The sequence below is a fragment of the Flavobacterium sp. genome, assembly GCF_043780635.1.
Classification (GTDB): Bacteria; Bacteroidota; Bacteroidia; order Flavobacteriales; family Flavobacteriaceae; genus Flavobacterium.
Genome location: NZ_JAYWCK010000111.1, coordinates 1 through 24,165, shown reverse-complemented (window position 1 = coordinate 24,165; position 24,165 = coordinate 1). Strand labels below are relative to the sequence as shown.

The 24,165-nt window shown below is 33.6% G+C and carries 16 protein-coding genes; 8 read left to right on the top strand and 8 right to left on the bottom strand.

What is annotated here, in order from left to right; all coding sequences use genetic code 11:
* Window positions 1-127 precede the first annotated feature (127 nt).
* The 3 genes from ACH2BV_RS10000 to ACH2BV_RS09990 all read left to right on the top strand — a co-directional run bounded on the left by ACH2BV_RS10000 (window position 128) and on the right by ACH2BV_RS09990 (window position 4,585).
* Window positions 128-988 carry an MBL fold metallo-hydrolase gene (locus ACH2BV_RS10000; protein ID WP_395050584.1) on the top strand — a complete coding sequence of 287 codons (861 nt, stop codon included), beginning with the start codon at window positions 128-130 and terminating at the stop codon, window positions 986-988.
* A 69-nt stretch (window positions 989-1,057) separates the two neighbouring features.
* A complete protein-coding gene (locus tag ACH2BV_RS09995) occupies window positions 1,058-2,635 on the top strand; it encodes a S8 family peptidase (protein ID WP_395050583.1) in 1,578 nt (525 codons plus the stop codon).
* Window positions 2,636-2,698: 63 nt separating this feature from the next.
* Window positions 2,699-4,585, top strand: a complete 1,887-nt coding sequence (locus ACH2BV_RS09990; RefSeq protein WP_395050582.1) for a M1 family metallopeptidase — start codon at window positions 2,699-2,701, stop codon at window positions 4,583-4,585.
* Between the two features lie 68 nt (window positions 4,586-4,653).
* Here ACH2BV_RS09990 and ACH2BV_RS09985 read toward each other — a convergent pair whose 3' ends face one another.
* Together ACH2BV_RS09985 and ACH2BV_RS09980 are read right to left on the bottom strand one after the other, a co-directional pair.
* Entirely contained in the window at window positions 4,654-6,696 is a 2,043-nt protein-coding gene (locus ACH2BV_RS09985) for a M3 family metallopeptidase (RefSeq protein ID WP_395050581.1), read from the bottom strand.
* Between the two features lie 80 nt (window positions 6,697-6,776).
* Window positions 6,777-7,715: an L-threonine 3-dehydrogenase gene (locus tag ACH2BV_RS09980; RefSeq protein WP_395050580.1), complete on the bottom strand. Its 939-nt coding sequence runs from the start codon at window positions 7,713-7,715 to the stop codon at window positions 6,777-6,779.
* 222 nt (window positions 7,716-7,937) lie between these two features.
* Between ACH2BV_RS09980 and ACH2BV_RS09975 the strand changes: the two genes are divergently transcribed.
* From ACH2BV_RS09975 to ACH2BV_RS09965, 3 genes are all read left to right on the top strand, one after another.
* Window positions 7,938-8,540, top strand: coding sequence for a hypothetical protein (locus ACH2BV_RS09975; protein WP_395050579.1), 603 nt, complete (start codon window positions 7,938-7,940; stop codon window positions 8,538-8,540).
* A complete protein-coding gene (gene mfd / locus ACH2BV_RS09970; RefSeq protein WP_395050578.1) occupies window positions 8,533-11,895 on the top strand; it encodes a transcription-repair coupling factor in 3,363 nt (1,120 codons plus the stop codon). Before ACH2BV_RS09975 ends, mfd begins: the two co-directional genes overlap by 8 nt.
* 96 nt (window positions 11,896-11,991) lie before the next feature.
* Complete coding sequence (locus tag ACH2BV_RS09965; protein ID WP_395050577.1) at window positions 11,992-15,129, top strand: DUF3427 domain-containing protein; 3,138 nt, start codon at window positions 11,992-11,994, stop codon at window positions 15,127-15,129.
* On the opposite strand, the gene ACH2BV_RS09960 is transcribed toward ACH2BV_RS09965, so the two are convergent.
* The 6 genes from ACH2BV_RS09960 to ACH2BV_RS09935 all read right to left on the bottom strand — a co-directional run bounded on the left by ACH2BV_RS09960 (window position 15,126) and on the right by ACH2BV_RS09935 (window position 22,234).
* A complete protein-coding gene (locus ACH2BV_RS09960; RefSeq protein WP_395050576.1) occupies window positions 15,126-15,755 on the bottom strand; it encodes an Eco47II family restriction endonuclease in 630 nt (209 codons plus the stop codon). The genes ACH2BV_RS09965 and ACH2BV_RS09960 overlap by 4 nt on opposite strands.
* A 35-nt stretch (window positions 15,756-15,790) precedes the next feature.
* Window positions 15,791-16,447 (bottom strand): aspartate kinase, encoded by a 657-nt coding sequence (locus tag ACH2BV_RS09955; RefSeq protein WP_395050575.1) that lies wholly within the window; start codon window positions 16,445-16,447, stop codon window positions 15,791-15,793.
* Between the two features lie 152 nt (window positions 16,448-16,599).
* Window positions 16,600-16,959 (bottom strand): YraN family protein, encoded by a 360-nt coding sequence (locus ACH2BV_RS09950; protein WP_395050574.1) that lies wholly within the window; start codon window positions 16,957-16,959, stop codon window positions 16,600-16,602.
* A gap of 57 nt (window positions 16,960-17,016) precedes the next feature.
* Window positions 17,017-18,018, bottom strand: a complete 1,002-nt coding sequence (locus ACH2BV_RS09945) for an LD-carboxypeptidase (RefSeq protein ID WP_395050573.1) — start codon at window positions 18,016-18,018, stop codon at window positions 17,017-17,019.
* Window positions 18,019-18,067: 49 nt separating this feature from the next.
* Entirely contained in the window at window positions 18,068-19,456 is a 1,389-nt protein-coding gene (locus ACH2BV_RS09940; protein ID WP_395050572.1) for a DUF5689 domain-containing protein, read from the bottom strand.
* Window positions 19,457-19,468: 12 nt separating this feature from the next.
* Complete coding sequence (locus ACH2BV_RS09935; protein ID WP_395050571.1) at window positions 19,469-22,234, bottom strand: carboxypeptidase-like regulatory domain-containing protein; 2,766 nt, start codon at window positions 22,232-22,234, stop codon at window positions 19,469-19,471.
* Window positions 22,235-22,356: 122 nt separating this feature from the next.
* Between ACH2BV_RS09935 and ACH2BV_RS09930 the strand changes: the two genes are divergently transcribed.
* Complete coding sequence (locus ACH2BV_RS09930; protein WP_395050570.1) at window positions 22,357-23,469, top strand: endonuclease/exonuclease/phosphatase family protein; 1,113 nt, start codon at window positions 22,357-22,359, stop codon at window positions 23,467-23,469.
* Window positions 23,470-23,564: 95 nt separating this feature from the next.
* A complete protein-coding gene (locus tag ACH2BV_RS09925; protein ID WP_395050569.1) occupies window positions 23,565-23,930 on the top strand; it encodes a hypothetical protein in 366 nt (121 codons plus the stop codon).
* Window positions 23,931-24,165: the final 235 nt, after the last annotated feature.

Sequence of the window (24,165 nt, the reverse complement as noted above, 5' to 3'; positions counted from 1 at the left end):
ATTTCGCCTTTTAGTCAAACATATAACATTTTTATAACTATAACTGAATAGAAAAAGTTGATTTGGCATTTTATTTAAGTAAATGTATTTCCTAACTTTGTTTGCTTTAGATCACACAAAACAAATTATGAAACTATATCCTATTGAAACTGGTAATTTTAAGCTTGATGGTGGTGCAATGTTTGGCGTTGTGCCAAAAACAATTTGGAACAAAACCAATCCTTCAGATGATAAAAATTTAATTGATCTTGCTGCAAGATGTTTGCTTATTGAAGATGGAAATCGCCTGATTCTGATTGATAACGGAATGGGAAATAAGCAATCTGAGAAATTTTTCGGTTATTATTCGCTTTGGGGAACACATTCTATCGATAAATCATTGGCAAAATATGGTTTTCATCGTGATGACATTACTGATGTTTTTTTGACACACTTGCATTTTGACCACTGTGGTGGAAGTGTGCAATGGAATAAAGACAAAACAGGATATGAAGTTGCTTTTAAAAATGCCAAATATTGGACAAATGAAAACCATTGGGAATGGGCAACAAAACCAAATCCTCGTGAAAAAGCATCGTTTCTTTCAGAAAACATTTTGCCAATACAAGAAAGCGGACAATTGAATTTTTTGCAATTACCCGAAGGGGATTTTGTCGAAAAATCGGAACTTGATTTTGGGGTTTTCTTTGTAAACGGTCATACCGAAAAAATGATGATTCCACATATTAAATATCAGGATAAAACGATTGTTTTTTGTGCAGATTTATTGGCTACCTCCGGACACGTTCCCATTCCTTATGTGATGGGTTATGACACAAGACCGCTTTTGACTATGCCTGAAAAAGCAAAATTTCTTACTGCAGCAGCCGAAAACAATTACTATTTGTTCTTGGAACACGATGCCCACAACCAAATAATCACAGTTGAAAATACTGAAAGAGGTGTGCGGTTGAAGGAAGTTTTTAGTTGTGATGAAATCTTAAGTTAGTGTTAATCACTTGGTTTTTTGATGAAAAAAAATTTACTTTTGAGACCTAATTTTAAATTTACACTCCTAATGAAACGCTTCAAATTAACCTATTTATCAATTATTGCATGCTTAACTGTATCCATTTCCGTTAGCGCTCAAAGCACCAATAATTTTATTGTCAAAAAAGAAAAACTGAGCGAAACAGAATTACAACGATGGTCACATCTGGATTTGGTCAAAGACACGATACCGGGAATGAGCGTTGATAGAGCGTATTCAGAATTGTTAAAAAACAAAAAAGAAGTCAAAGTAATTGTTGGAATTATAGATTCTGGGGTTGATATAGACCACGAAGATTTAAAATCTGTTATTTGGACTAACAAAAAGGAAATTGCCGGTAACGGAATTGACGATGACAGAAACGGATATATTGATGACATTCACGGATGGAATTTTCTAGGTGATGCTGGAAAAGAAACCCTGGAAATGACCCGAATCTTAAAAAAAGGTGACGATAAATCGGCAACCTATAAAAGTGCCCTTATTGCTTATGATAAAAAATACGATAAAGCAATGAAGGACAAAATGCAAGTCGATTTCTTGATGGCTGCTGATAAATCTATTCAAAAACATTTAAACAAGGAAGAATATACTATTGAAGATTTGAATGGAATTACAACCACAGATGCCGATTTAAATAAAAACAAAAAAATTATGACCCGAATCTTGACCAATGCAGGTCCTGATTTTCGTTCTGGATTAAAAGAATATTCAGACTATATTTATGATCAAATAAACTATAACCTTAACAAAGAATTTGATGGTCGAAAAATAGTTGGAGACAATCCGGAAGATATAAAAAACTCTAAATATGGAAATAACAACGTTTGTGGTCCGGACAAAGAAGAAGCATTTCATGGAACACACGTTGCCGGAATTATTGCTCAAGTACGCAATAACAACATTGGAGGTGATGGAATTGCCAATAATGTAGAAATCATGACCATAAGAGCCGTACCCAATGGAGATGAATATGACAAAGATATTGCATTAGCCATTCGTTATGCAGTTGATAATGGGGCCAAAGTAATCAACGGAAGTTTCGGAAAAAGTTATTCTCCTCACAAGCAATGGGTGTATGATGCCATAAAATATGCCGAAAAGAAAGATGTTCTTTTTGTTCATGCCTCTGGAAACGATGGACTAAACATTGATTTGTCTGAAAATGCTAGTTTTCCAAATGATTCTGATGACAATAAAAAAGAATTTGTTACCAATATATTGACTGTTGGAGCATTGAATTATATTTATGGAGATGGTGTCATTGCGGATTTTTCAAATTATGGCAAATTTAACGTAGATGTATATGCTCCAGGAACAGAAATTTATTCAACTGTTCCCAACAACAAATTCAAATACGAACAAGGAACCTCGATGGCTTCACCAAATGCAGCCGGAGTTGCAGCCTTAATCCGCTCGTATTACCCAAAATTATCGGCAAAACAAGTGAAACAAATCATAATTGACTCTGGCACACCATTGCCTGAAATAATTGAATTAGGATCGTCACACGAAAAAAAATCGGCTTCGGAATCTTCTAAATCAGGAAAAATTGTCAATGCTTACAACGCTTTGTTAATGGCTCAAAAAATATCAAAAAAATAATTAAATTATCTTTATTTTTAAAATGGAAGTGCTTTTGTCCTTTCGTTTTTTATATTATCTATTATGAAAAAAATCTTTATACTTTCTATCCTTTCCCTGAGTTTCGGAAATCTATTTGCTCAAAGTTCTGGGTATTGGCAACAGCACGTTGACTATAAAATGGACGTTGTAATGAATGTGAAAAATTACCAATACAAAGGAAAACAGGAATTAGTCTACACCAATAATTCGCCAGATACCTTAAAACGTGTTTTTTATCATTTGTTCAACAATGCTTTTCAACCTGGAAGTGAAATGGATGCCAGACTTCAAAGCATCAAAGATCCTGATGCAAGAATGGTCAATAAAATAAATGTTGGAGACAAGAAAATTAAGGAAAGCAGAATCAAAACCTTGAAACTGAACGAAATTGGTTATTTAAATATTTCAAATTTCACGCAAGATGGAGTTGTTGCCAATACAAAAATCGTTGGAACTATTCTTGAAGTGACTTTGGCAAAGCCAATTTTACCCAATTCAAAAACTACTTTCACATTGGATTTTGACGGACAAGTTCCAGTTCAAATTCGTCGTTCCGGCAGGAATAATGTTGAAGGTGTCGAATTGTCAATGGCGCAATGGTATCCAAAAATAGCTGAATTTGATTTCGAAGGTTGGCATGCAGATCCATACATTGCTAGAGAATTTCACGGAGTTTGGGGAAATTTTGATGTAAAAATCACTATCGACAAAGATTATGTTTTGGGCGGAAGTGGTTATTTGCAGAACTCAAACGAAATTGGTCATGGTTATCAGGATGCAGGAGTTACTGTTGTTTATCCAAAGAATATCAAACCCTTGACTTGGCATTTTTATGCTCCAATGGTTCACGATTTTACTTGGGCTGCCGATAAAAATTACCTTCACGATGTAATCAAAGGACCCAACAATGTTGATTTACATTTTCTTTATAAAAATAAAGCATCTGTTATAGAAAATTGGAAAAAATTAGAACCTTTAATGGTCAAAATAATGACGTCTTTCAACAACACCGTTGGCGATTATCCCTATAAACAATACTCATTTATTCAAGGTGGCGACGGCGGAATGGAATATGCAATGTGTACTTTGATATTAGGAAACGGAACGGTTGAAGGAATGTTGAATTCTGCACCGCATGAATTGGCACATTCATGGTTTCAGCAAATTTTGGCTTCTAATGAAAGTAAACATCCATGGATGGATGAGGGTTTTGCAACCTATATAGAATATTTGGCACTCAATGAAATTGCTGTTAAAAAAGAAGAAAACCCTTTTAAGGAAACTTACTTAGCCTATTATAAATTAGTAGAATCAGGAAAGGAGCAGCCACAGACCATTCCTGGAGATTATTATGACGAGAACAGACTGTATTCAACAGCCTCTTATTATAAGGGTAGTATTTTCTTGTCGCAGCTTGAATATGTGATTGGAAAAGAGAACGTAAATAAAACGCTGAAAAGATATTTCCAAGATTTCAAATTCAAACATCCAACACCAAACGACATCATGAGAACTGCTGAACGCGTTTCGGGAGCAAACTTAGATTGGTATTTAACGAATTGGACCCAAACCATAAATACTATAGATTATGGAATTACTTGCCTTCGCGAAGGTGCTGATAATAAAGGGCTGGGAGCTATAATTACCTTAGAAAGATTTGGCAGGATGCCAATGCCTATTGATATTTTGGTAGAATATACCGACGGTACAAAAGAGAGTTTCTACATTCCGTTACGAATGATGAATTTTGAAAAAGTGAATTCAAACCCAGCAGTGAAAAGGACAGTTTTAAACGATTGGGCTTGGGCTTATCCAACGTATGAATTTAGTATTTCCAGAAACAAAACCGAAATCAGAAAAATAACAATCGATCCAAGCGGATTAATGGCTGATGTGAAGCAGGCAGACAATACTTATGAGATAAAATAGCTTTTTATTTTAATGAAAAAAGGGGATGATTTTATAAAATCATCCCCTTTTTTGTATTATTAAATTCATTAATTTTTTATGCCTAATGACTCTAAGAAAGCATCTGAATTGGACTTTCTGCCTAAAAACTTTTCTACCATTTCAGTTTCTGGAACCGTACCGCCTTTTTCAAGAATTTCTTTTTTGTATCTAATTCCGGTTGCAGGATCCATAACGCCATTCTTTTTAAAAACTGAAAACATGTCTTCTGCATAGACTTTAGACCACAGATAACCATAATAATTAGCCCCATAACTGTTTAGATGACCAAACCCGCAAATCATATGATTATTATCGTTAAAAGGCAATTGATTTAAAGACATCTTTTCTTTAAAGATTTGTAAAGTTCCTTTCTGTTTTACTTCTTCATATTTGTCCTTATAGGAAAAGTCGATTAGACCAAATGCAACTTGTGATATATATTGACTTCCAATATTTACCAATTGAGTTTGTTTCATTTTATCGAATAATTCTTTTGGGAGTGTTTCCCCCGTTTTATAATGTTTTGCAAAGATTTTTAAAGCATCATATTCCCAACACCAGTTTTCTAAAAATTGGGAAGGAGCTTCGATAAAATCTCTTTTAACTGCAGAAGAACTTTGAGAAGCAATTGCAGGATGGCACAACAAACGATGAACCAAGTGCCCGAATTCGTGAAACATCGTAATTACATCATCGTGTTCTAATAGTGATGGTTCATTGGCTGTTCCTTCTGGGAAATTACAAATAAGTGCCGCTATTGGCAATGTTTCGACATCCCCTTTTTTTAAGTATTGGCTAATTGCAAAACAAGCGAAATGAGTATATTTATTTGCTCTTGGATAAAGATCTAAATAAAAACTTCCCGCTTTTTTTCCTTCGTTCCATATTTCATATGTTTTTACTTTTGTGTCCCAAACAGGCATATTGTTTGCCGGTTTTATTTGAATTCCCAACAAAGTTTCATACACAGTGAACATACCATTTATGGTGTTATTCATTTCAAAATATTCTTTTACCTCGTCTTTGTTTAATTGATATTTGGCATTGAGCATTTTTTTGCTGTAATAATTAAAATCCGAACCGTACAAAGTGTCTGATTCTGTTGGACTCACTTCATTTTTAAATGCTTTTAACGTTTTTATTTCATCAGTAACCAAAGGTGTTAGTTTTAGTATTAAATTATTTTCAAACGCCCAAACATTTTCAGGGTTAGCTGCCATTTTATCCGCAAGAGCATAAGCAGCGTAAGAACTAAATCCTAATTTTTTGGCATACACATTTCTGTAATACAACAAGCTGTCTAAAACAGCTATGTTTTTAGGGTAAGCTCTATTGTTATAACGCAAACCAAAATTTTTTCTAGTTTTGCTATTTTCCGCATTTTCACCAATTTTCACTACATTCGGACCATTTACATAAACTACATATTTGCCATTTGATCGTTTCCAAGAATTAAGTGTTTCCGAATCAATTCCCTTTAAATCAATTTCATTAAACACCAAACTATCTTTGCTTTCTGCAATGTTTTTATCAAATGCATTTCCTAATTCAATTAGTTTTTTATTCAAGGCCTCCAATGGCTTTCTATCATTAGTACTAAGTTTCATTCCATTTTTTTCAAACGAAATAATTTCCTCGGATAAAAACTTTTTTTGAACTTTGGACAAAGAAGATCCTTTGGTTGTGTAAAACTTTTTTATAGCTTTATATAAAGGTTCGTTTAAGCCAAGAGCACTTCCGTAAACGGATAATTTTTCGTCTTCTTCATAAGCAGCATTACGAATAGCTTCATTTGAATAAGTTGAAGAAATCAACCCTATTTTCATTGACAAATCATTAATTTCATATTGTAAATCGTCATAAGCAACTAAAATATTTGAAATAGTTTGAGGTTGAGCAGCAATGATTTTTTTGACTTTTTCATCCGAAGATTTTATCACAATTGCAACAGCTTCTTTTAATGTAGCAGTATTTACTTTTGGAAAATCAATTGGTCTATTGTCATGCTGTAAAAGGATATTTGATGTATTTGTTTGTGCTTGAACAAGTCCGCCTATTATCAATAAGGCTAGAATAAATAGTTTCTTCATTAGTTTTAAATTTTGTTGATTTATGGTTTTTGGTTAGTAATTTTTAGATAGATGTAAGATTTTTTTTAAAAGCAATTTCCTTATCGCAGATTCTTCAACATTTCCGCTGTCATACTTTCTAGATCGAACTCGTGATGCCAGTTCCAGTCTTCTCTGGCGCAAGAATCATCTATGCTGGCTGGCCAACTATCGGCGATTGTTTGACGAAAATCAGGACGATATGTTACGGTAAAATCAGGAATATGTTTTTTTATTTCAGCGGCAATCTCAGTTGGAGTGAAACTCATCGCTGCCAGATTGTACGATGAACGAATCTTGATTTGTTCCGCCGGAGTTTGCATAATTCGGATTGTTGCATCAATGGCGTCGTCCATATACATCATTGGCATTTTGGTTTCTGAGGACAAAAAACACTCATATTTTCCATCACTCAAGGCCTTATGATAAATGTCCACCGCATAATCCGTAGTTCCTCCACCTGGAGGAGTCGACCAACTAATTAATCCGGGATATCGCACGCTTCGCACATCAACCCCAAAATGAGAATGGTAATATTCGCACCATCTTTCGCCAGACTGTTTGCTGATTCCATAAACTGTTGAAGGTTCCATAATAGTATATTGTGGCGTGTTTTCCCGTGGAGTTGTGGGTCCAAAAACAGCGATGCTTGATGGCCAGAATATTTTTTTTATTTTCTTAGCTTTCGCTAAATTCAAAACGTGAAATAAGGAATTCATATTCAAATCCCAGGCAAATGCAGGATTTTTTTCGGCTGTAGCTGATAGTAAAGCCGCCATTAAATAAATGTCGGTAATATGATGAACTTCCACAAGATGTTCAATTTGGTTGAAATCTAATGCATTCACGACTTCAAAAGTACCAGAATTTACAATATCATTGTTCAATTTTCGAATATCGGAAGCGATGACATTTTCGGTTCCGTATAACTGCCGAAGTTTATGGGTTAATTCTGTTCCAATTTGCCCGCAAGCGCCTATAATCAGTATTTTAGGATTCATTTGTTTGGTTTTAAAAAAACAAAGATAACGTTTTCGTAAATAGCAAAATTTCACGAAAAAACGAATAAATATAGTGAAATGATAGTGAAAAACTTGTTGAATTTCTTAATTTTTATATTGTAAAAGTAAGAAATGAGTCCTCGAGATGTTAGATTCTTATTCTGAAGTTGTAATTCGTAATTGTAAATTTACTTCGTAACTTTGCAGCCTAATGAAATCGAAATGAAATTTAAATTTATATATCTCTTTTCTCTCGTCTTTGTTCTGAATTCGTGTAAAAACGATACGGAAAAACGTCTTGTCGAAACCGAGAAAGCTGCCAAAAAGAAAGAATTAATTTTTGAAAATATCAATAAAGGCTGGGTTTTTAATGCAAATCCCATCAATGCAACTTCACAAGCTAATAAATTGTCTTGGAACGAGTGGCGTTTGTTTTTGGCAGAATTAGAGCAAAAGCCCAAGAAAACTATTGGTGCTTTCCAAAAAAAATCAACAGAACTGTCTAAAAAGGCAATGGCATTGAATGATTTTACTCCAGCAGAATTCAACAAACCCCAAATAAAAGCCCGAATTTCGACTCTTGTTACCAAAGTAAGAATGTTGGATTTATTCATCCATTTAAGTGATATTCCCGACCAAAAAGTACTTGTTTTGGTTGGTGAAATAAATGAACAATTGGTTTCTTTGCAAAACCAAATGGATAAAATTGTTCAAAAAAGTAGAATTCCGCTTGAAGAAGGAGAATCTGATTTATTAAAAATGCTAGATACTGCAAGAGCAATTCCAAATGTGAAACCTGATCCAAATCTGCCTCACGTTGAGTAAAGCAATCTTATACAAGACCTACGATAATTCGCCAAAAGTCAAGCAAATTAGTGATAGTTTACTACAAACCGAACAGAAAATCCAGCTTAACGGATTGATAGGTTCGTCGCTGTCATTTGTGGTGCAATCACTTTTCAAAAAGACAGAAAAACCCTTTTTACTTATATTAAATGACAAGGAAGAAGCGGCTTATTATTTAAACGATTTAGAGCAAATGATTGGTGAGCAGGATGTACTTTTTTATCCTGGTTCGTATCGTCGTCCGTATCAAATTGAAGATACAGACAATGCTAATGTTTTGCTTCGCGCCGAAGTATTAAACCGCATCAATTCCCGCAAAAAACCCGCGATTATTGTCACATATCCCGAAGCACTTTTCGAAAAAGTGGTCACGCGAAAAGAGTTGGACAGAAACACCTTAAAAGTTTCCGTTGGTGATAAAATTTCTATCGATTTTATCAATGAAGTTTTGTTTGAATATGAATTCAAAAGAGTCGATTTTATTACGGAACCCGGCGAATTTTCGGTTCGTGGCGGAATCGTTGACGTGTTCTCCTTTTCGAATGACAATCCCTACCGAATCGAGTTTTTTGGCAACGAAGTGGACAGTATTCGAAGCTTTGATGTGGAAACGCAACTCTCTATCGAAAAGAAGAAGAAAATCACTATTATTCCGAATGTCGAAAACAAATTCTTTCAGGAAAACCGCGAAAGTTTCTTGGAATATATCAACGATAAAACCATTATTTTCATACAGAATACCGATTTGCTTTTTTCTAAATTGGATAAATTATTTGGCAAAGCCACAGAAATCTTTGATAATCTAAATGCTACAGTAAAACATGTTGCACCAGAACAATTATTTTTGAATCAGGCGGAATTCATCAAGAAAAGTTTAGATTTTTCGATTATCGAATTGAGTTCCAAACCTAATTATAAATCTAAGATTTCGTTCGAATTTTATATCAAACCGCAACCGTCCTTCAACAAACAATTTGATTTGTTGTTGAATAATTTGAATGACAACCATTTTAACGGTTACAAGAATTATTTATTTTGTTCGAATGAAAATCAGGCAAAACGTTTTCACGATATTTTCGAAACGCTCGACGAAGCCAATTCCGAGAATATTCGCAAGCAATACAATACGATTGTTCTTCCATTATATCAAGGTTTTATTGACGAAGAAAACCAAATTGCCTGTTATACTGATCACCAAATTTTTGAACGTTACCACAAATTCAATATTAAGAGTAATGTTTCAAAGAAACAAAATATCACTTTAAAAGAATTGACTACTTTGTCTGTTGGCGATTATGTAACGCATATCGATCACGGAATTGGACGATTTGGTGGACTACAAAAAATTCAAGTAGAGGGCAAAACCCAGGAAGCCATTAAGCTCGTTTATGCCGACAATGACATCGTTTATGTGAGCATTCACTCGCTTTACAAAATTTCAAAATACACCGGAAAAGACGGAACACCGCCAAAAATTTACAAACTAGGTTCGAATGCTTGGAAGATTCTGAAGCAAAAAACCAAGGCGCGAGTCAAGCATATTGCGTTCAATTTGATTCAATTGTACGCCAAAAGAAAATTGGAAAAAGGATTTCGTTTTGCTCCCGACAGTTATTTGCAAAACGAATTGGAAAGTTCTTTTATTTATGAAGATACTCCAGACCAAACCAAATCAACTGCTGAAGTCAAAGCCGATATGGAAAGCGACCGCCCAATGGATCGATTGGTTTGTGGTGATGTAGGTTTCGGGAAAACCGAAGTTGCCATTCGTGCAGCTTTTAAAGCCGTTGATAACTCAAAACAAGTTGCTGTTTTAGTTCCCACCACGATTTTGGCGTACCAACATTATCGCACTTTTACCGAAAGGCTGAAAGACATGCCAGTTTCTGTGGGTTATTTGAACCGTTTTAGAACCGCCAAACAAAAAGCCGAAACGCTCAAACAATTGGCCGAAGGAAAACTCGACATCGTAATTGGAACGCATCAGTTAGTCAACAAAAATGTGGTTTTTAAAGATTTGGGACTATTGATTGTAGATGAAGAACAAAAATTTGGTGTCAACGTAAAAGACAAACTCAAAACTATCGCGGCTAATATTGACACCTTAACCTTAACGGCAACACCAATTCCGAGAACGTTACAGTTTTCATTGATGGCAGCACGAGATTTATCTGTAATTACAACCCCGCCGCCCAATCGTTATCCTATCGAAACGAACGTGGTTGGTTTTAGCGAAGAGTTGATTCGGGATGCTATTTCGTATGAAATTCAGCGCAACGGACAAGTTTTCTTTGTCAATAATCGAATAGAAAATATAAAAGAAGTGGCTGGAATGATTCAAAGATTAGTTCCCGATGCAAGAGTTGGAATTGGTCACGGTCAGATGGAAGGTAGCAAACTCGAGGAATTGATGCTGGCTTTTATGAACGGAGAATTCGATGTTTTGGTGGCAACCACCATTATCGAAAGCGGATTAGACGTTCCCAATGCAAATACAATCTTCATCAATAATGCTAATAATTTTGGACTGTCCGATTTGCACCAAATGCGGGGTCGAGTGGGGCGAAGCAACAAGAAAGCGTTTTGTTATTTTATTTGTCCGCCATATTCGGCAATGACGGATGATGCTCGAAAACGAATTCAGGCTTTGGAACAATTTTCGGAATTGGGAAGTGGTTTTAATATTGCGATGAAGGATTTGGAAATTCGTGGTGCTGGAGATTTATTGGGTGGAGAACAAAGTGGTTTCATCAACGAAATTGGTTTTGACACCTATCAAAAAATTATGAACGAGGCCATCGACGAATTGAAAGAAAACGAATTCAAGGATTTGTATGAAAACGAAGATAGCGGAGTGGAGAAAGAATATGTGAAAGACCTGCAAATCGATACTGATTTTGAGTTGTTGTTTTCAGATGAATATATCAACAATGTCACGGAGCGTTTGAGTTTGTATAACGAATTGGGCAATATGACAAACGAAGAAGAATTAGTAGTTTTCCAAAATAAATTGATTGACCGTTTTGGTCCATTGCCGCCAAGAGCTCTCGCATTAATGAATAGCATTCGTATTAAATGGATTGCGACCAGAGTAGGAATCGAAAAATTAGTGATGAAAAAAGGCAAGATGATTGGGTATTTTGTGGCGGATCAACAATCGGATTTTTATACTTCCAACCGTTTTCATCAAGTGATTCAGTTTGTGCAAAAAAATAGCAGTATTTGTGTAATGAAAGAAAAGCAAACGCCAGCTGGTTTGCGTCTTTTATTAACTTTTGATAATGTGAAAACAACAAGGAGGGCTTTGGAATTGATGGAGATGTTGGGGAAATAAGAGAATTTAAGTTATTGATAAAATAATTTTTTTAAATCAACACATTCAATTTAAAATTAGTTAAATTAACCTGAACAATAAAATAATTATCAAATAATGCAAAACGGATTATATGAGCAGCTCATAAACAAATTGATTTTATCCAAACTAAATGAATTGGATAAAGATATATTTTATATAAAAGAAAGTGAAATTGATAAGAGAGAAGCAGCAAGAGTTTTATCGCAATATTTAATTGAAGTAATTCGGTTAGCACTTAACATGATTTCTGGTGATGATAGTGTCGAAAAACAAATTATTCTTTCAAATAAAATTATTTCTCTTTTAAGAACAGAGTTGAAGGATGAAGATTTTGACGAGAATTTAATTACTACAGAAGCAAAAATTCTTTCGGCAATATTTAAGAAACTTGATAATACATTTTCTGATTTTGAAAGACATTTAAAAGAAATAACTCCTTATACCAGGTTGTCACAAAGTGAATTATTTACTGGAAACAATGCGGGAATTTCACTCGAAAGTGAAATAAAAAAAGAAATTCTTTCTTCGGATAAAGTCAATTTTCTTGTTTCCTTTATAAAATGGACTGGAATAAGAATTTTTGAAAAAGAGCTATTTGAATTTACCGAAAGAGGTGGCCAATTAAAAGTAATTACTACTTCCTACATGGGTGCTACTGATTTGAAAGCAGTAGAATATTTGTCTGGATTAAAGAATACTGAAATTAAAGTGTCATACAATACTGATAATGAGAGATTGCATGCAAAGGCATATTTATTTTACAGAAATACAGGATTTCATACGGGTTATATTGGTTCATCTAACATCTCTCGTTCTGCACTTACAAATGGGTTGGAATGGAATTTAAAAGTAACAACAAAAGAGGTAGGGCACATAATTGATAAATTTCAGAAGACCTTTGATACGTATTGGCAGGACAAAGAATTTCAATTGTTTGATAAAGCACATGACTCAGAAAAATTAAGAGTTGCACTAAGGAAAGAGAGAATTTCTGAAAGAAATAATCCTGCTGCTTATTTTGATATTAAACCATTTCCATTTCAGGAAGAAATTTTAGAAAAGTTAGAAGCAGAGAGAATAGTTCACAACCGTTTTAGAAATTTAATTGTTGCTGCAACTGGAACAGGAAAAACGGTAATTTCAGGATTCGATTTCAAAAATTTTAAAAAGAAAAACTCATCTGCAAAACTTTTATTTGTTGCTCACCGAAAAGAGATACTACAACAAGCTCAAGCAACTTTTCAAGGTATTTTGAGAGATAATAATTTTGGTGAATTGTGGGTTGATGGAATTGAACCAGAAAAATATGATTGTGTTTTTGCTTCTGTTCAGACTCTAAATAACAGAATTAATTCACTGAACCTTTCAGAATCATTTTATGATTTCATCATTGTAGATGAAGTTCATCATATTGCCGCTTCAAGCTATCGTTCAATACTAAATCGATTCCAACCTAAAATTCTTTTAGGGTTAACAGCTACGCCAGAAAGAATGGATGGAGAAGATATTCTAAAAGATTTCTGTAATACAATAGCTGCCGAAATAAGATTGCCGGAAGCCTTAAATAGAAAACTTCTTTGCCCTTTTCAATATTTTGGAATTACTGATAGTATTGATTTATCAAAGGTAACTTGGCAAAATGGAAGGTACTTACCAAGTGAACTAACAAAAATTTATACGCAAAATGACAAAAGAACAGGAGATATTATTACTAATCTCAACAAATATTTAAATGACATAAATGATGTGAGAGCTCTTTGTTTTTGTGTTACTCAAGAACATGCACAATTCATGGCAGAGAAATTTTTACTTGCTGGTTTAAAAGCAGATTATTTGGTTAGCTCAAGAAATGATTTAAGACAAGAATTGAGAAATAAGTTTTCAAGCAAGGAAATCAATTACCTTTTTGTTGTTGATATTTTTAATGAAGGAATTGATATTCCAGATATTGACACAGTTTTGTTTTTAAGACCTACAGAGAGCTTAACAATTTTTCTACAACAATTAGGCAGAGGTCTTAGGCTGGCAGAAGGTAAAGAATGTTTAAGTGTTTTGGATTTCGTCGGCAATTCACGACCCGAATATGATTATGAAGGTAAGTTTAGAGCATTGGTTGGAAAAACGAACACATCCATTCAAAAAGAGATTGAAGATGATTTTCCCCATTTACCATTAGGATGTTCGATTGTTCTTGAGAAAAAAGCAAAAGGATTTATTCTTGAAAACATTAGAAATGCAACATTGCTCAATAAAAATCAATTACTCAATAAAATTCGAAATTACAAATACCAAACTGCATTACCTCTGACGCTTAAAAATTTTTCAAACTTTTATCACATACCATTACAGCTAATTTATAAGAAAGGAAATTGGAAACGGTTATGCGTCCTAGCTGAACAAATTAAAGATTATCCAACAATAAATGAGGCTGAAATCCATAGAGCAATTAATAAGAAATGGCTTTCAAGTAATTCAAATTCTTATTTCAATTTTATATTATTGCTAGCCAAAAAAGGCTTCAATATTAGTTTCAACAAACTAAGTGAAGATGAAAAATCTATGTGTTTAATGCTTCATTATGATGTTTGGCAATCAGCAGGAGGATTTCAGTCTTTAGAAGAAAGCATAAATGCAATTGGGAAAAATAAAATTCTGATAGATGAAATAATTGAAGTTTTAGAAATGCTTATTGACAAAATTGATTTTCTTGAAAGAGAAATTTCACTTCCTTATTCTCAACCATTAAAACTTCACAGCAGATATACACGTGAGCAAATTTTATCGGCTTTTGGGTTTAATACATTTCAAAAGAAAAGTGAAATTAGAGAAGGGGTAGCCCTCTCTAAAGAGAAAAACACGGAGTTGCTTTTTATAACACTTAATAAATCAGAAAAAGATTTTTCCCCAACAACTTTATACGAAGATTTTGCTATTAGTGAAAATCTTTTTCATTGGCAAACTCAAAACTCAGTCAGGTTAGAAAGCGGGAAAGGATTATCATATATCAATCATGTAAATGATGGAAAGATAATACTTCTTTTTGTTCGTGAAAAAAATGAGGATGAGTATGGAAATACTATGGCTTCAGTTTTTTTAGGGGAAGTTACGCTATTGGAACACTATGGTTCAAAACCGATGAGTATAAAATGGGAATTAAATGAGTCAATGCCTCCATATTTATGGAAGGTTTCGGCTAAAATGGCTGTTGGTTAAACAGGAAGTTTTAAATAATCACGAATAACAATTGGTAATTTACTTTGCAATGAAGAAAGAGCATCTTCATTCCCTGTCAATAATTGATAAAACTTGTTCCCAGAAGTTTTAAAAACTCGTTTATGACTTTCAGAAGATTCTTCATTTCCTATGACCCATTTCTCTAAAGAATCATTCTTTGAAGAAAAATCCACATAATAGTAAGAGGCAATTTTGTTGAATTGAGCATCATTGCACAACTTTTCGAATATTCCTTCTTCAATATTTTGAGATAATGATTCAAAGTTTAAAATTGCAAACAAAGTTCCATCATTGGACTTAATATCATAACCACTCAAATTCCCAACTTGAAAACCCTGAATTCCGCCCAAAATTTGCTCGTGAAAAGTCCCAATAGAGTTATTTATAGACTTGTCAATTTGGCGTAATATTTCGGCTTGAATTAAACTTTCTTGATTAATGTTGTTGAATTGAGCGTCAAAAGTCAATTTAATCGTATCAACTTTGTTGCTGTAAAAGTTCTTTTTCGTGATATTATTCTTCGCTTTTAAATACGCTTTGTGAAGATTTGCAATACAATTTAGCAAGTGTTCATCCGAAATAAAATCAACATATTTGTTTTTCATCTAATTTTAGGTATTAATCAACTTTTAGACTATCTCTAATTTTTCAAATCCTTAATCACTTTAAAAGCAACATCTACTTCGTCTTCACTTACTAAAATAGTAAACTCGTTAGAAGTCGAAATCACTTCGTTGATGATGATTCCTTCCCAAGCCAAACGTTGAAAAATGAAATAATAAATTCCCGGAACCACGATGTTTTCTTTGGGTAATTTTACCGTAATCGAAGCTAGATTTTCCAGTTTTTGAATTAACTTTTCGTTTGCAAAATGTTTGTCGACAAGATGATTTACGCTGTTGCTTACTACAATGTTGGTTTCATTTACACCTCGAGATGAGGTATAAAATATATCTGAAAAAGTGTTGATATCAGTAATTAAATCGGCTTGTTTGTTCAAAACGGTTTCCGATGCCGAAAAAGTATAGTCTGTCAATGAGGAACGAACAGTGATTTCGCCAATGTTTTTTATGACTTTATTAATTTTATGATTGAGTCTAAAGTCTAGTTCTTCAGTAAGTCTTTTTAATGCCATAACAACTGCGCCTTGTTTGACTTCTTTACCAAATTCGGACTCCAATTCGATCATAATATTCCTTGACAAAGATGTTAAATTGATTATCCCAAGAGACAATGCATTCAATAAAAAAGGTTTTGTTTTAATGTAATTTTCTACAATTGAAGAAACTGTTTTCATAATTATGTTGGTTTATTTTATGGGAAGCATACTTTTTAAATCGTTTTTTTTTCTAAAAAACCAATGCGAAAAACCATGGTAATCTAACAAAACTTTCCGCAAATATAAATAAAAAAACAATTTGTTATAAAAATATCGACAATAATTTAAGCTTAAAAATGATAAAAAGCATCTATTAAATGTTCTATTGCAAAAGATTGGCCTTCTTTATGAACGGCAATGATGTCAAAACGTACCTCAATATTCAAATCTTTTGAAATTACATATTCGTTTACGGCTTTTACCAGAAGCTGAATTTTCTTTGGTTTTACAAAGTCTTGAGGCAAACCAAAATCTAATGAAGAACGAGTTTTTACTTCGACAATAGCAAGTATTTTTTCTTTTTGGGCGATGATGTCTATTTCGGCTTTCTGAAATGTCCAATTGGTTTCCAGAATTGCATAACCATTTTTTTGTAAAAATTCAACAGCCAATTCTTCTCCTAGTTTTCCTAATTCGTTGTGATCGGCCATAATTCAGTAGTCAGTGTTCAGTCGAAGTATTCGGTTTGATAGGTCTTAAAATCACGATTATTCAAAAGTCAACTTTGAAGTTGCTGCAGTTAATTCTAATGAAACCTGTTTGCCAAAAATTAAAGCTCTATTATCGTGAAAATGTCCTGCAGGAAAATTATATAAAATTGGAAATGAATATCCTTTGGTGACATCTTCAATGATTTGGTTGGCATTTTTTCCCCAAGGAATGTCGTTGTCTCTCATTTTTGTCATTCCGCCAACAATCAAACCATTCAGGTTATCAAAGCAACCGCAACGTTTCAGGCTCATCATCATTCGATCGATATGATATAAGTATTCATCAATATCTTCGATGAAAAGAATTTTGTCTTTACAATCAATTTGGGCATTGGAACCCATCAGACTGTATAAAATGGATAAATTTCCTCCCACTATTTCACCTTTGGCATTTCCTAATCGATTGGCAGAATCAAAAGGAATTTCATATTTCAGGCTTTCGCCAAAGAGTGCTTTTCGTAAACTTTCTATCGTTTCTGGAGTTGCTCTTCCAACTGTTATAGGCATTGCGCCGTGAATGGAAGCAAAATTTAATTTGTTAAGATAACTGTGAATTACTGTGGCATCACTGAAGCCAACAATCCATTTTGGGTTTTGCTTAAATTTTGTGAAGTCCAATAAATCTATCATTCGTATTGTGCCATAACCACCTTTAACACACCAAATTGCTTTAATATTTGGATTGTCCAGTTGATGCTGAAAATCTTCGGCACGTTGCGCATCAGTTCCAGCCAATTGATTATTGTCAAGTCCGATGGTTTTTCCGATTACGACTTCTAATCCCCAACTGTGCAGTAAATCTATAGCGGGTTTGAGGTTATCATCTATGTTTTTTCTGGCTGTTGCCAAAATAGCAATTGTATCTCCTTTTTGTAAATAGGGCGGTATTTTCATTTGTATTTGAGCTTGAATATTGGAAAATTGTAAAGCAAAAATAAGCATTACAAGTTTATAAAAAACAGCACTACTATTTATAAAAGCAAATCGAATGGAACTCATTTTTGTTTAAATTTTGATTCATTTCAACGACAAATATAAGTCACAGCATTTAATTTATGATAATATCATCGATTTGAATTGAAGTTGTTACGGTTGCAGTTCCACTATATTCGAAAAGAAAAAAACCGTTACCGGTTAAATTAGCCGGAATAAGATAACTTCCACTATTTATGAAATTAGTTGGATAACCATTTAATGTTCCACTTGAAATCAAAAAATTGGAAGTAATATCCACAAGCGTCGCCTTGCTTATGTCTCCGCTAGGAATATAATTTGTGGAATAATATACTTTTAGAACAGGTCCGAGATAAAAGCCATCTTTGGTTTTAAACGAAAGTTTCTTACCTGGTGTAAAAGCCACAGGTAATACCAAATAAGTTTTGTTTGTTCCCCCAGAACCAAACGATGACATTTGGATGTATTTGTTTGACTTAAACGATTTCACGTCCCAATATCTGGAACCAAAAAAAGCGTCATTTACATATTTTGGGAAGATTGCCCCAGTTGTTGTTGCAGCATAGCTTTCGAAAGTTTCCTTGAAAGTGGAGAGATATTTAATGCTGGTTCCGCCTATAGGTAAAATGTAATCTACCCTCGGATTCGGCATATTTACATCGCGTTCCGTTCTTAAAATAATTTGGTAGCTTGAATTGTATTTGGTCAAAACGCCTCTTATTTTTCCTTTGCCAGATGGAACTTTATAACCCGCAAAATTGGCATATCGGCTAGTTCTCACGATAAGTGAATTGGAACCGTTTGTAATGTAAGTACTTGAATCGTAATTGTCATTTCTAAACGTATCATAAGTTCCGCTGGAAGATTCATCAGTAAATTGTACATTATCAAACTCGACCAAGGTATTCAAAAAGGTGTCATTATTTGCTTGAGCCAAAGTTATTTTATGGATTATAGCCTCTTCGCTAACCAAATCGCAGGAAGGAATCAAATACTTTTTATAGGTTGATCCAGATAATCTGTCAACAGTATATTGCTCCGTCGGCGGAGCGCCAAAAGTTAATCCCATTGCAAAACTGGTTGGATTTCCATAAGCAAGTCCTTTTAGTTTTAAAAACACCTTTTTTCCTGGCTGGAAATTTTTGGTATATACATTACTTTCATCTATCGAGAGATTAAATCCTTTCGAACCATCCAAAGATTGAAAGTACATACTTTTGTAAAAGTTGCCGCCTTCATCGCTTGAAATTACGCAGCCTTCTATGATGTCATCTGCGGTATAAATCGGGGTATTTGGAATTACACTTGGAGATTTTACTACTGGATTTATTGCCATTGTATAGATGTTTGCCACTTCTTTAGTTTTTGATAATCCTGGGCTAACGCATACATCTTGAATAGGAGTTTTAAAAGTATCATTCACACAGCCCGTAAATAAAACCATTAATATTATAATAAAAATATTTTTTACCTTACTTTTCATAATGTCTGATCTTTAAAAATTTAAATAGATATTTACCATATATGTTCTTCCGTATCCGTAAAAATATTTTGGAGCAAAAACACTTGGTCCACTACTTTGATGATCTTCATATTCTTGTCTATAGGTGGCGTTTCTTGATTGCTCGAAGCCTCCTGTTTTATAGGTAATGTCTAAAACGTTATTTACGGTTGTGAAAAGACCCAACGTCTTTTCTTTCATCCTCCAAGATTTTCCTCCCACAACATTAAGCAGAAAAAATGAATCAAATTTTTCTTGTTCCAAATAGCTATCTGCTAATGATTGGTCTATTGTCATTCCGGCATTGTCAACATTTGTATAGAAATTATCTGTTCTCAACAAGGAAGAAACATCAAGATAATTGGAAGCTAAATAATTAGCATTGGTACCAATCCACCAAAACTTAGGATCTCTATATTCTATTCCAATGGAGTAGGCTTGTTGGGGCATACCAGCTTGTTTGTAGCCAGCTAATTTTGCTTGACCATAATTTGTCACGGTTGAAGAAGCGTCGTTCGTCAAACTTACATTTGGATTATTGGTGATGGTATATTCACCATAGGCAGCAACTCCAATAAGTTTTATTGTCGACGTTATTTGATATTCTAAACCCGTTTCAATTCCTCTATTTCTTTTGTTCATTCCGGTTACCACTTCAGAAACAAATGCTCCATTTCCGCTACTATTGACGGCATCTGCATAATAGAAACTTATGTCGGTTGAGTTTAAAATTTCTGAGAAATATCCTGTGAATCTTGCTTTAAATCTTGGTGTTTTAAAAACATAACTCAAATCTATTGCTTTGATAGTTTCATTTGTGATTTCGTCCGTAACCGAATTGTTTACGCGGGCATTTGGAAAAACATCTTTTACATTTGGCGCTTTTGTCATATAAATTGCGTTGAAATCAACATAATTTCTTCCGCTCAATTTATAAGTCAAACCGCCTTTAAATCCAAAATTATCAAAGTTCATTTTTTCGCTTTTTCCATAGGAATTCGTTGGATAATAACCATTTTTATAAAAACCTTCTCTTTGATAACCAGAACGGGAGAATGATTGTGCTAAATAGAAATCTATTTTTTTAAAAACAAATTTAAACTGTGTAAAAGCCTCCAATTTTGTAGCAACAATGTTGTAGTTATAGCCATAATGTTCTCCTACGCCTAAAGTCCTAAAAGGATTGTTCAAGTCTGATTGTTGTTGGTTTTCGGATATGCCAAAAGTGCTAATATCTGTATAGTAATTTCCTCCCAACAAATCCAGCATATTTTTAAAATTCTTTGTTTTAGAATACAAGTAGTTTGCACCGGCTGTCATTAAAACGTTTTCAGAAAGTAGCGTTGATAAATTAGAATTTGCGATGGCAATGTTTTCGTCATTTCGATCTTGATACAATACAAATCGGCTACCATTTGCGAAGTTTTGCCCATTAACTTTGTACATATTTTTCCAGTCTAATTGATGGTTTTTCAGAAAACTCACTTTGGTTGAATCTGCTTTTGCACTATTTTCAGGACTGTCACCTACATAAATTCCATTTAGAAATAAATTGGAATAATAACTCGGTAATTTTCTATAATACGTAGGGTCAGGATTATCTGCTTTTGTGTAATCTATTCTGCTATTACCGATTTGACCAATTTGATATGAAACTGTGGTATTCAAATTAGTTTTTGAATTTATTTTCCAATAGTGAGTCAACATAAACAAAGGTTCTGCTGATTTTTTCTCTCTGGAATTCCTTGTTTTACTTTCTTGTAATCCCCAATAGGAATTGTATTTATTACCTGCTAAATCGGAAACTTCGGCAGTATTTGGAGAATTCTTCCCTCTTTTATTTTGGGCATAAATGGCGGTAAAGTTGAGGCTATTTTTATCATTAAATTTCTTTTCGACACTTGCAAACAAAGAATTTGCGCTATAATCAGTACCTTCAAAATAACCATTTTGAGCCCAACGCCTTGAGCCGGAAACCACATAAGCCCAGCCTTTTTTATTCATTCCGGAAGAAGTAGTCGCCATTGCCCGGAAACTATAATTGGTATTTGTGTTAAGAAAGGATATTCTTGTCCCGGGTCTGTATATAGATGCTCTGGTGTTTATTTCTTGCGTTCCTGCAATCCCTCCAAAAGCATAATCAGAAGGAGCCGAGCCATTTGTAAATTCTTGGTTTCTCGAAGCATCGTTCAAACCGCCCCAATTCCCATATTGAGGTCTTCCATCAGAAACTCGGTTCATTGAAACTCCATTAATCATCACGTTAGAATATTTGTTGTCAATTCCCCTAACACTAAAGCGTGCTGCCCCAAAATTATAGGCCGCCGCTTGTAAAAATGCGTCACGTGAAGATTGTAGTAAACTTGTCGTACTTTCAGAAGTGCTGTTATCGTCATCCAAATCAGTTTCGCTAATGGTTATTAACGCCGATTGCTTTTCTTGTGTTAAGTCAATTTCTAAAGCTATAATACCTAAATCCAAAGTGTTTCCTTCAATAATGTCGATTTGAAGCAACTGATCTTTGTAACCTTCACTTTTAATAAACAATAATTGTTTTCCGGTTACAACTTGGTCAAAATAAAATTTTCCATTTGCATCAGTAAGTTGGGTCAAATTCGTGTTTTGGATGGCAACAACAACACTTTCGATTGGTTTTTGATTTTTTGAATCTATGATTTTACCCGAAATCACAGTATTTGATTGTCCAAAACTAAACGATAATTGCATTATAAATAATACGTTAACAAGAATTCCTTTCATAAAATCAATAAATTTAACACGAATAATATTCTTAAAAAAAATGTAAATGTACATTTTAAATTATTATTAATTACATTTGTTCTTAATATTTCGCTAATTTTTTTCCAATACAATTTAAAATTATGAGAATTAAAAGTTTCATTGCCATTTTCTTTGCGTTATCTTCAATAAATTTGACCATAGCTCAAAATAAAAAATATATTGTGCGTACGGTTGTATTCTATAATTTTGAAAATTTATTTGACACTATTAAAGGAACCAATTATGATGATGAATGGTTGCCCAATGGATTGCAACGATGGACTTCTAAGAAATACAACCAAAAATTAGAGAATCTTTCGAAAGTCTTGATGCAAATAGGTACTAATGATCAACAAAAAGAAGCACCAACTTTTATCGGATGTTCCGAAGTTGAAAACCGCGGTGTTTTGGAAGACTTAATAAAAACATCCAACCTTGCAACAATCGATTACGGAATTGTGCATTTTGATTCTCCTGACAAGCGAGGAATAGATGTGGGATTATTATATCAAAAGAAACATTTCAAACCCACCAGTTTTATAAATATTCCGTTGATAATCTACCGAGGCAACACTAATAAAGAAATCAAAAAAGAAAATGAAACTGAAGAAGATAAAGGAGATGAAGACAAAATAGAAGTTATAAATACTAATAGAGTTTATACAAGAGACATCCTTTTAGTAACCGGATTTCTTGATGGTGAAGAAATCAATTTATTAGTAAATCACTGGCCATCCCGTTCTGGAGGAGAGAAAAAAAGCAGTCCGTTTCGGGAGGCTGCCGGAAAATTAGACAGGAAAATAATGGACTCAATTTATAAAGTTAATCCTGAAGCAAAAATTATATGTATGGGAGATTTAAATGATGGAACTTACAATAAAAGTGTGAAAGAAGGAATAGGAGCTAAGTTAAAAAAATCGGAAGTAAAACAATTTGGAGTCTACAATCCTTTTGAACAAATGTATAAAGATGGAAATGCAACTCTATTTTATCGGGATGCAGGGGATATTTTTGACCAAATTATGGTTTCGGAAACATTAATCAAAAACGATTATTTTTCATTCCGCTATTGGAAAGCAGGAATTTATAATAGGCCGTTCATGATTCAAACCATGGGTCAATATAAAGGATATCCGTTACGGCATTCTCTTAATGATGTTGGATTTAGCGACCACTTTCCTGTTTATATTTATTTGATTAAAGAAGTGAAATAATTGTTATAAATTAGCCAAAATAAGAAAGTTTAAGGACAATAATCTAACTTTTTTGTGTTTAATCTAATAACAAAATCAATCTAAAAACACCCACAATGAAAAATTTTGCAATAGCTTTTCTTCTTGTATTTTCTACAAATTGTTTTTCACAAGACACCATCACAACTGCCAAGGTCAAAGATTATATGGATAAAGAAGTTTGTGCTGTAGGGAAAGTAGTTTCTTTCAAACTTGCTGCCGAAGGCAAAAGCACAAATTATATCAACATCGATAAGCCCTATCCAGAGAGCATTTTTACGGTGGTAATTTCTAACAGTTACCTCGAAAAACTGAATATCAAAATCGAAGATTTGAAAGACAAAACCGTTCTTGTGAAGGGAACAATAACTGTTTATAAAAACGATCCAAAACAAATCCCGCAAATTTTTAATCCGATAAGTATTGTTGCAAAAAAAGAGTGATTTTATGATAATTTAAAACAATAATGTTTTAATTACTCCTCCAGGGAATACCTTAATTCCCAAAAACAATAACCAGCAAAAAATGCGAAATAATCAAAAAAGCTACTCCAATATTCATAGTTTTGAACTAATTGGAACAGGGCAAACGCATCATAATTTGATTAGATATTCGAGATAATCGTTATCCCAGCCGGCTTTCTTCCTTTTTCCTTTAATACCAACATTCGTTGTTTTA

Excerpts from the sequence above, each read along its gene's own strand:
- ACH2BV_RS09975 (WP_395050579.1), top strand. The coding sequence starts at position 7,938 with ATGAAATTTAAATTTATATATCTCTTTTCTCTCGTCTTTGTTCTGAAT.
- ACH2BV_RS09950 (WP_395050574.1), bottom strand. The coding sequence starts at position 16,959 with ATGGCCGATCACAACGAATTAGGAAAACTAGGAGAAGAATTGGCTGTT.
- ACH2BV_RS09930 (WP_395050570.1), top strand. The coding sequence starts at position 22,357 with ATGAGAATTAAAAGTTTCATTGCCATTTTCTTTGCGTTATCTTCAATA.
- ACH2BV_RS09965 (WP_395050577.1), top strand. The coding sequence starts at position 11,992 with ATGCAAAACGGATTATATGAGCAGCTCATAAACAAATTGATTTTATCC.
- ACH2BV_RS09935 (WP_395050571.1), bottom strand. The coding sequence starts at position 22,234 with ATGAAAGGAATTCTTGTTAACGTATTATTTATAATGCAATTATCGTTT.
- ACH2BV_RS09995 (WP_395050583.1), top strand. The coding sequence starts at position 1,058 with ATGAAACGCTTCAAATTAACCTATTTATCAATTATTGCATGCTTAACT.
- ACH2BV_RS09990 (WP_395050582.1), top strand. The coding sequence starts at position 2,699 with ATGAAAAAAATCTTTATACTTTCTATCCTTTCCCTGAGTTTCGGAAAT.
- ACH2BV_RS09980 (WP_395050580.1), bottom strand. The coding sequence starts at position 7,715 with ATGAATCCTAAAATACTGATTATAGGCGCTTGCGGGCAAATTGGAACA.
- ACH2BV_RS09960 (WP_395050576.1), bottom strand. The coding sequence starts at position 15,755 with ATGAAAAACAAATATGTTGATTTTATTTCGGATGAACACTTGCTAAAT.
- ACH2BV_RS09955 (WP_395050575.1), bottom strand. The coding sequence starts at position 16,447 with ATGAAAACAGTTTCTTCAATTGTAGAAAATTACATTAAAACAAAACCT.
- ACH2BV_RS09940 (WP_395050572.1), bottom strand. The coding sequence starts at position 19,456 with ATGAAAAGTAAGGTAAAAAATATTTTTATTATAATATTAATGGTTTTA.
- ACH2BV_RS10000 (WP_395050584.1), top strand. The coding sequence starts at position 128 with ATGAAACTATATCCTATTGAAACTGGTAATTTTAAGCTTGATGGTGGT.
- ACH2BV_RS09925 (WP_395050569.1), top strand. The coding sequence starts at position 23,565 with ATGAAAAATTTTGCAATAGCTTTTCTTCTTGTATTTTCTACAAATTGT.
- ACH2BV_RS09985 (WP_395050581.1), bottom strand. The coding sequence starts at position 6,696 with ATGAAGAAACTATTTATTCTAGCCTTATTGATAATAGGCGGACTTGTT.
- ACH2BV_RS09945 (WP_395050573.1), bottom strand. The coding sequence starts at position 18,018 with ATGAGTTCCATTCGATTTGCTTTTATAAATAGTAGTGCTGTTTTTTAT.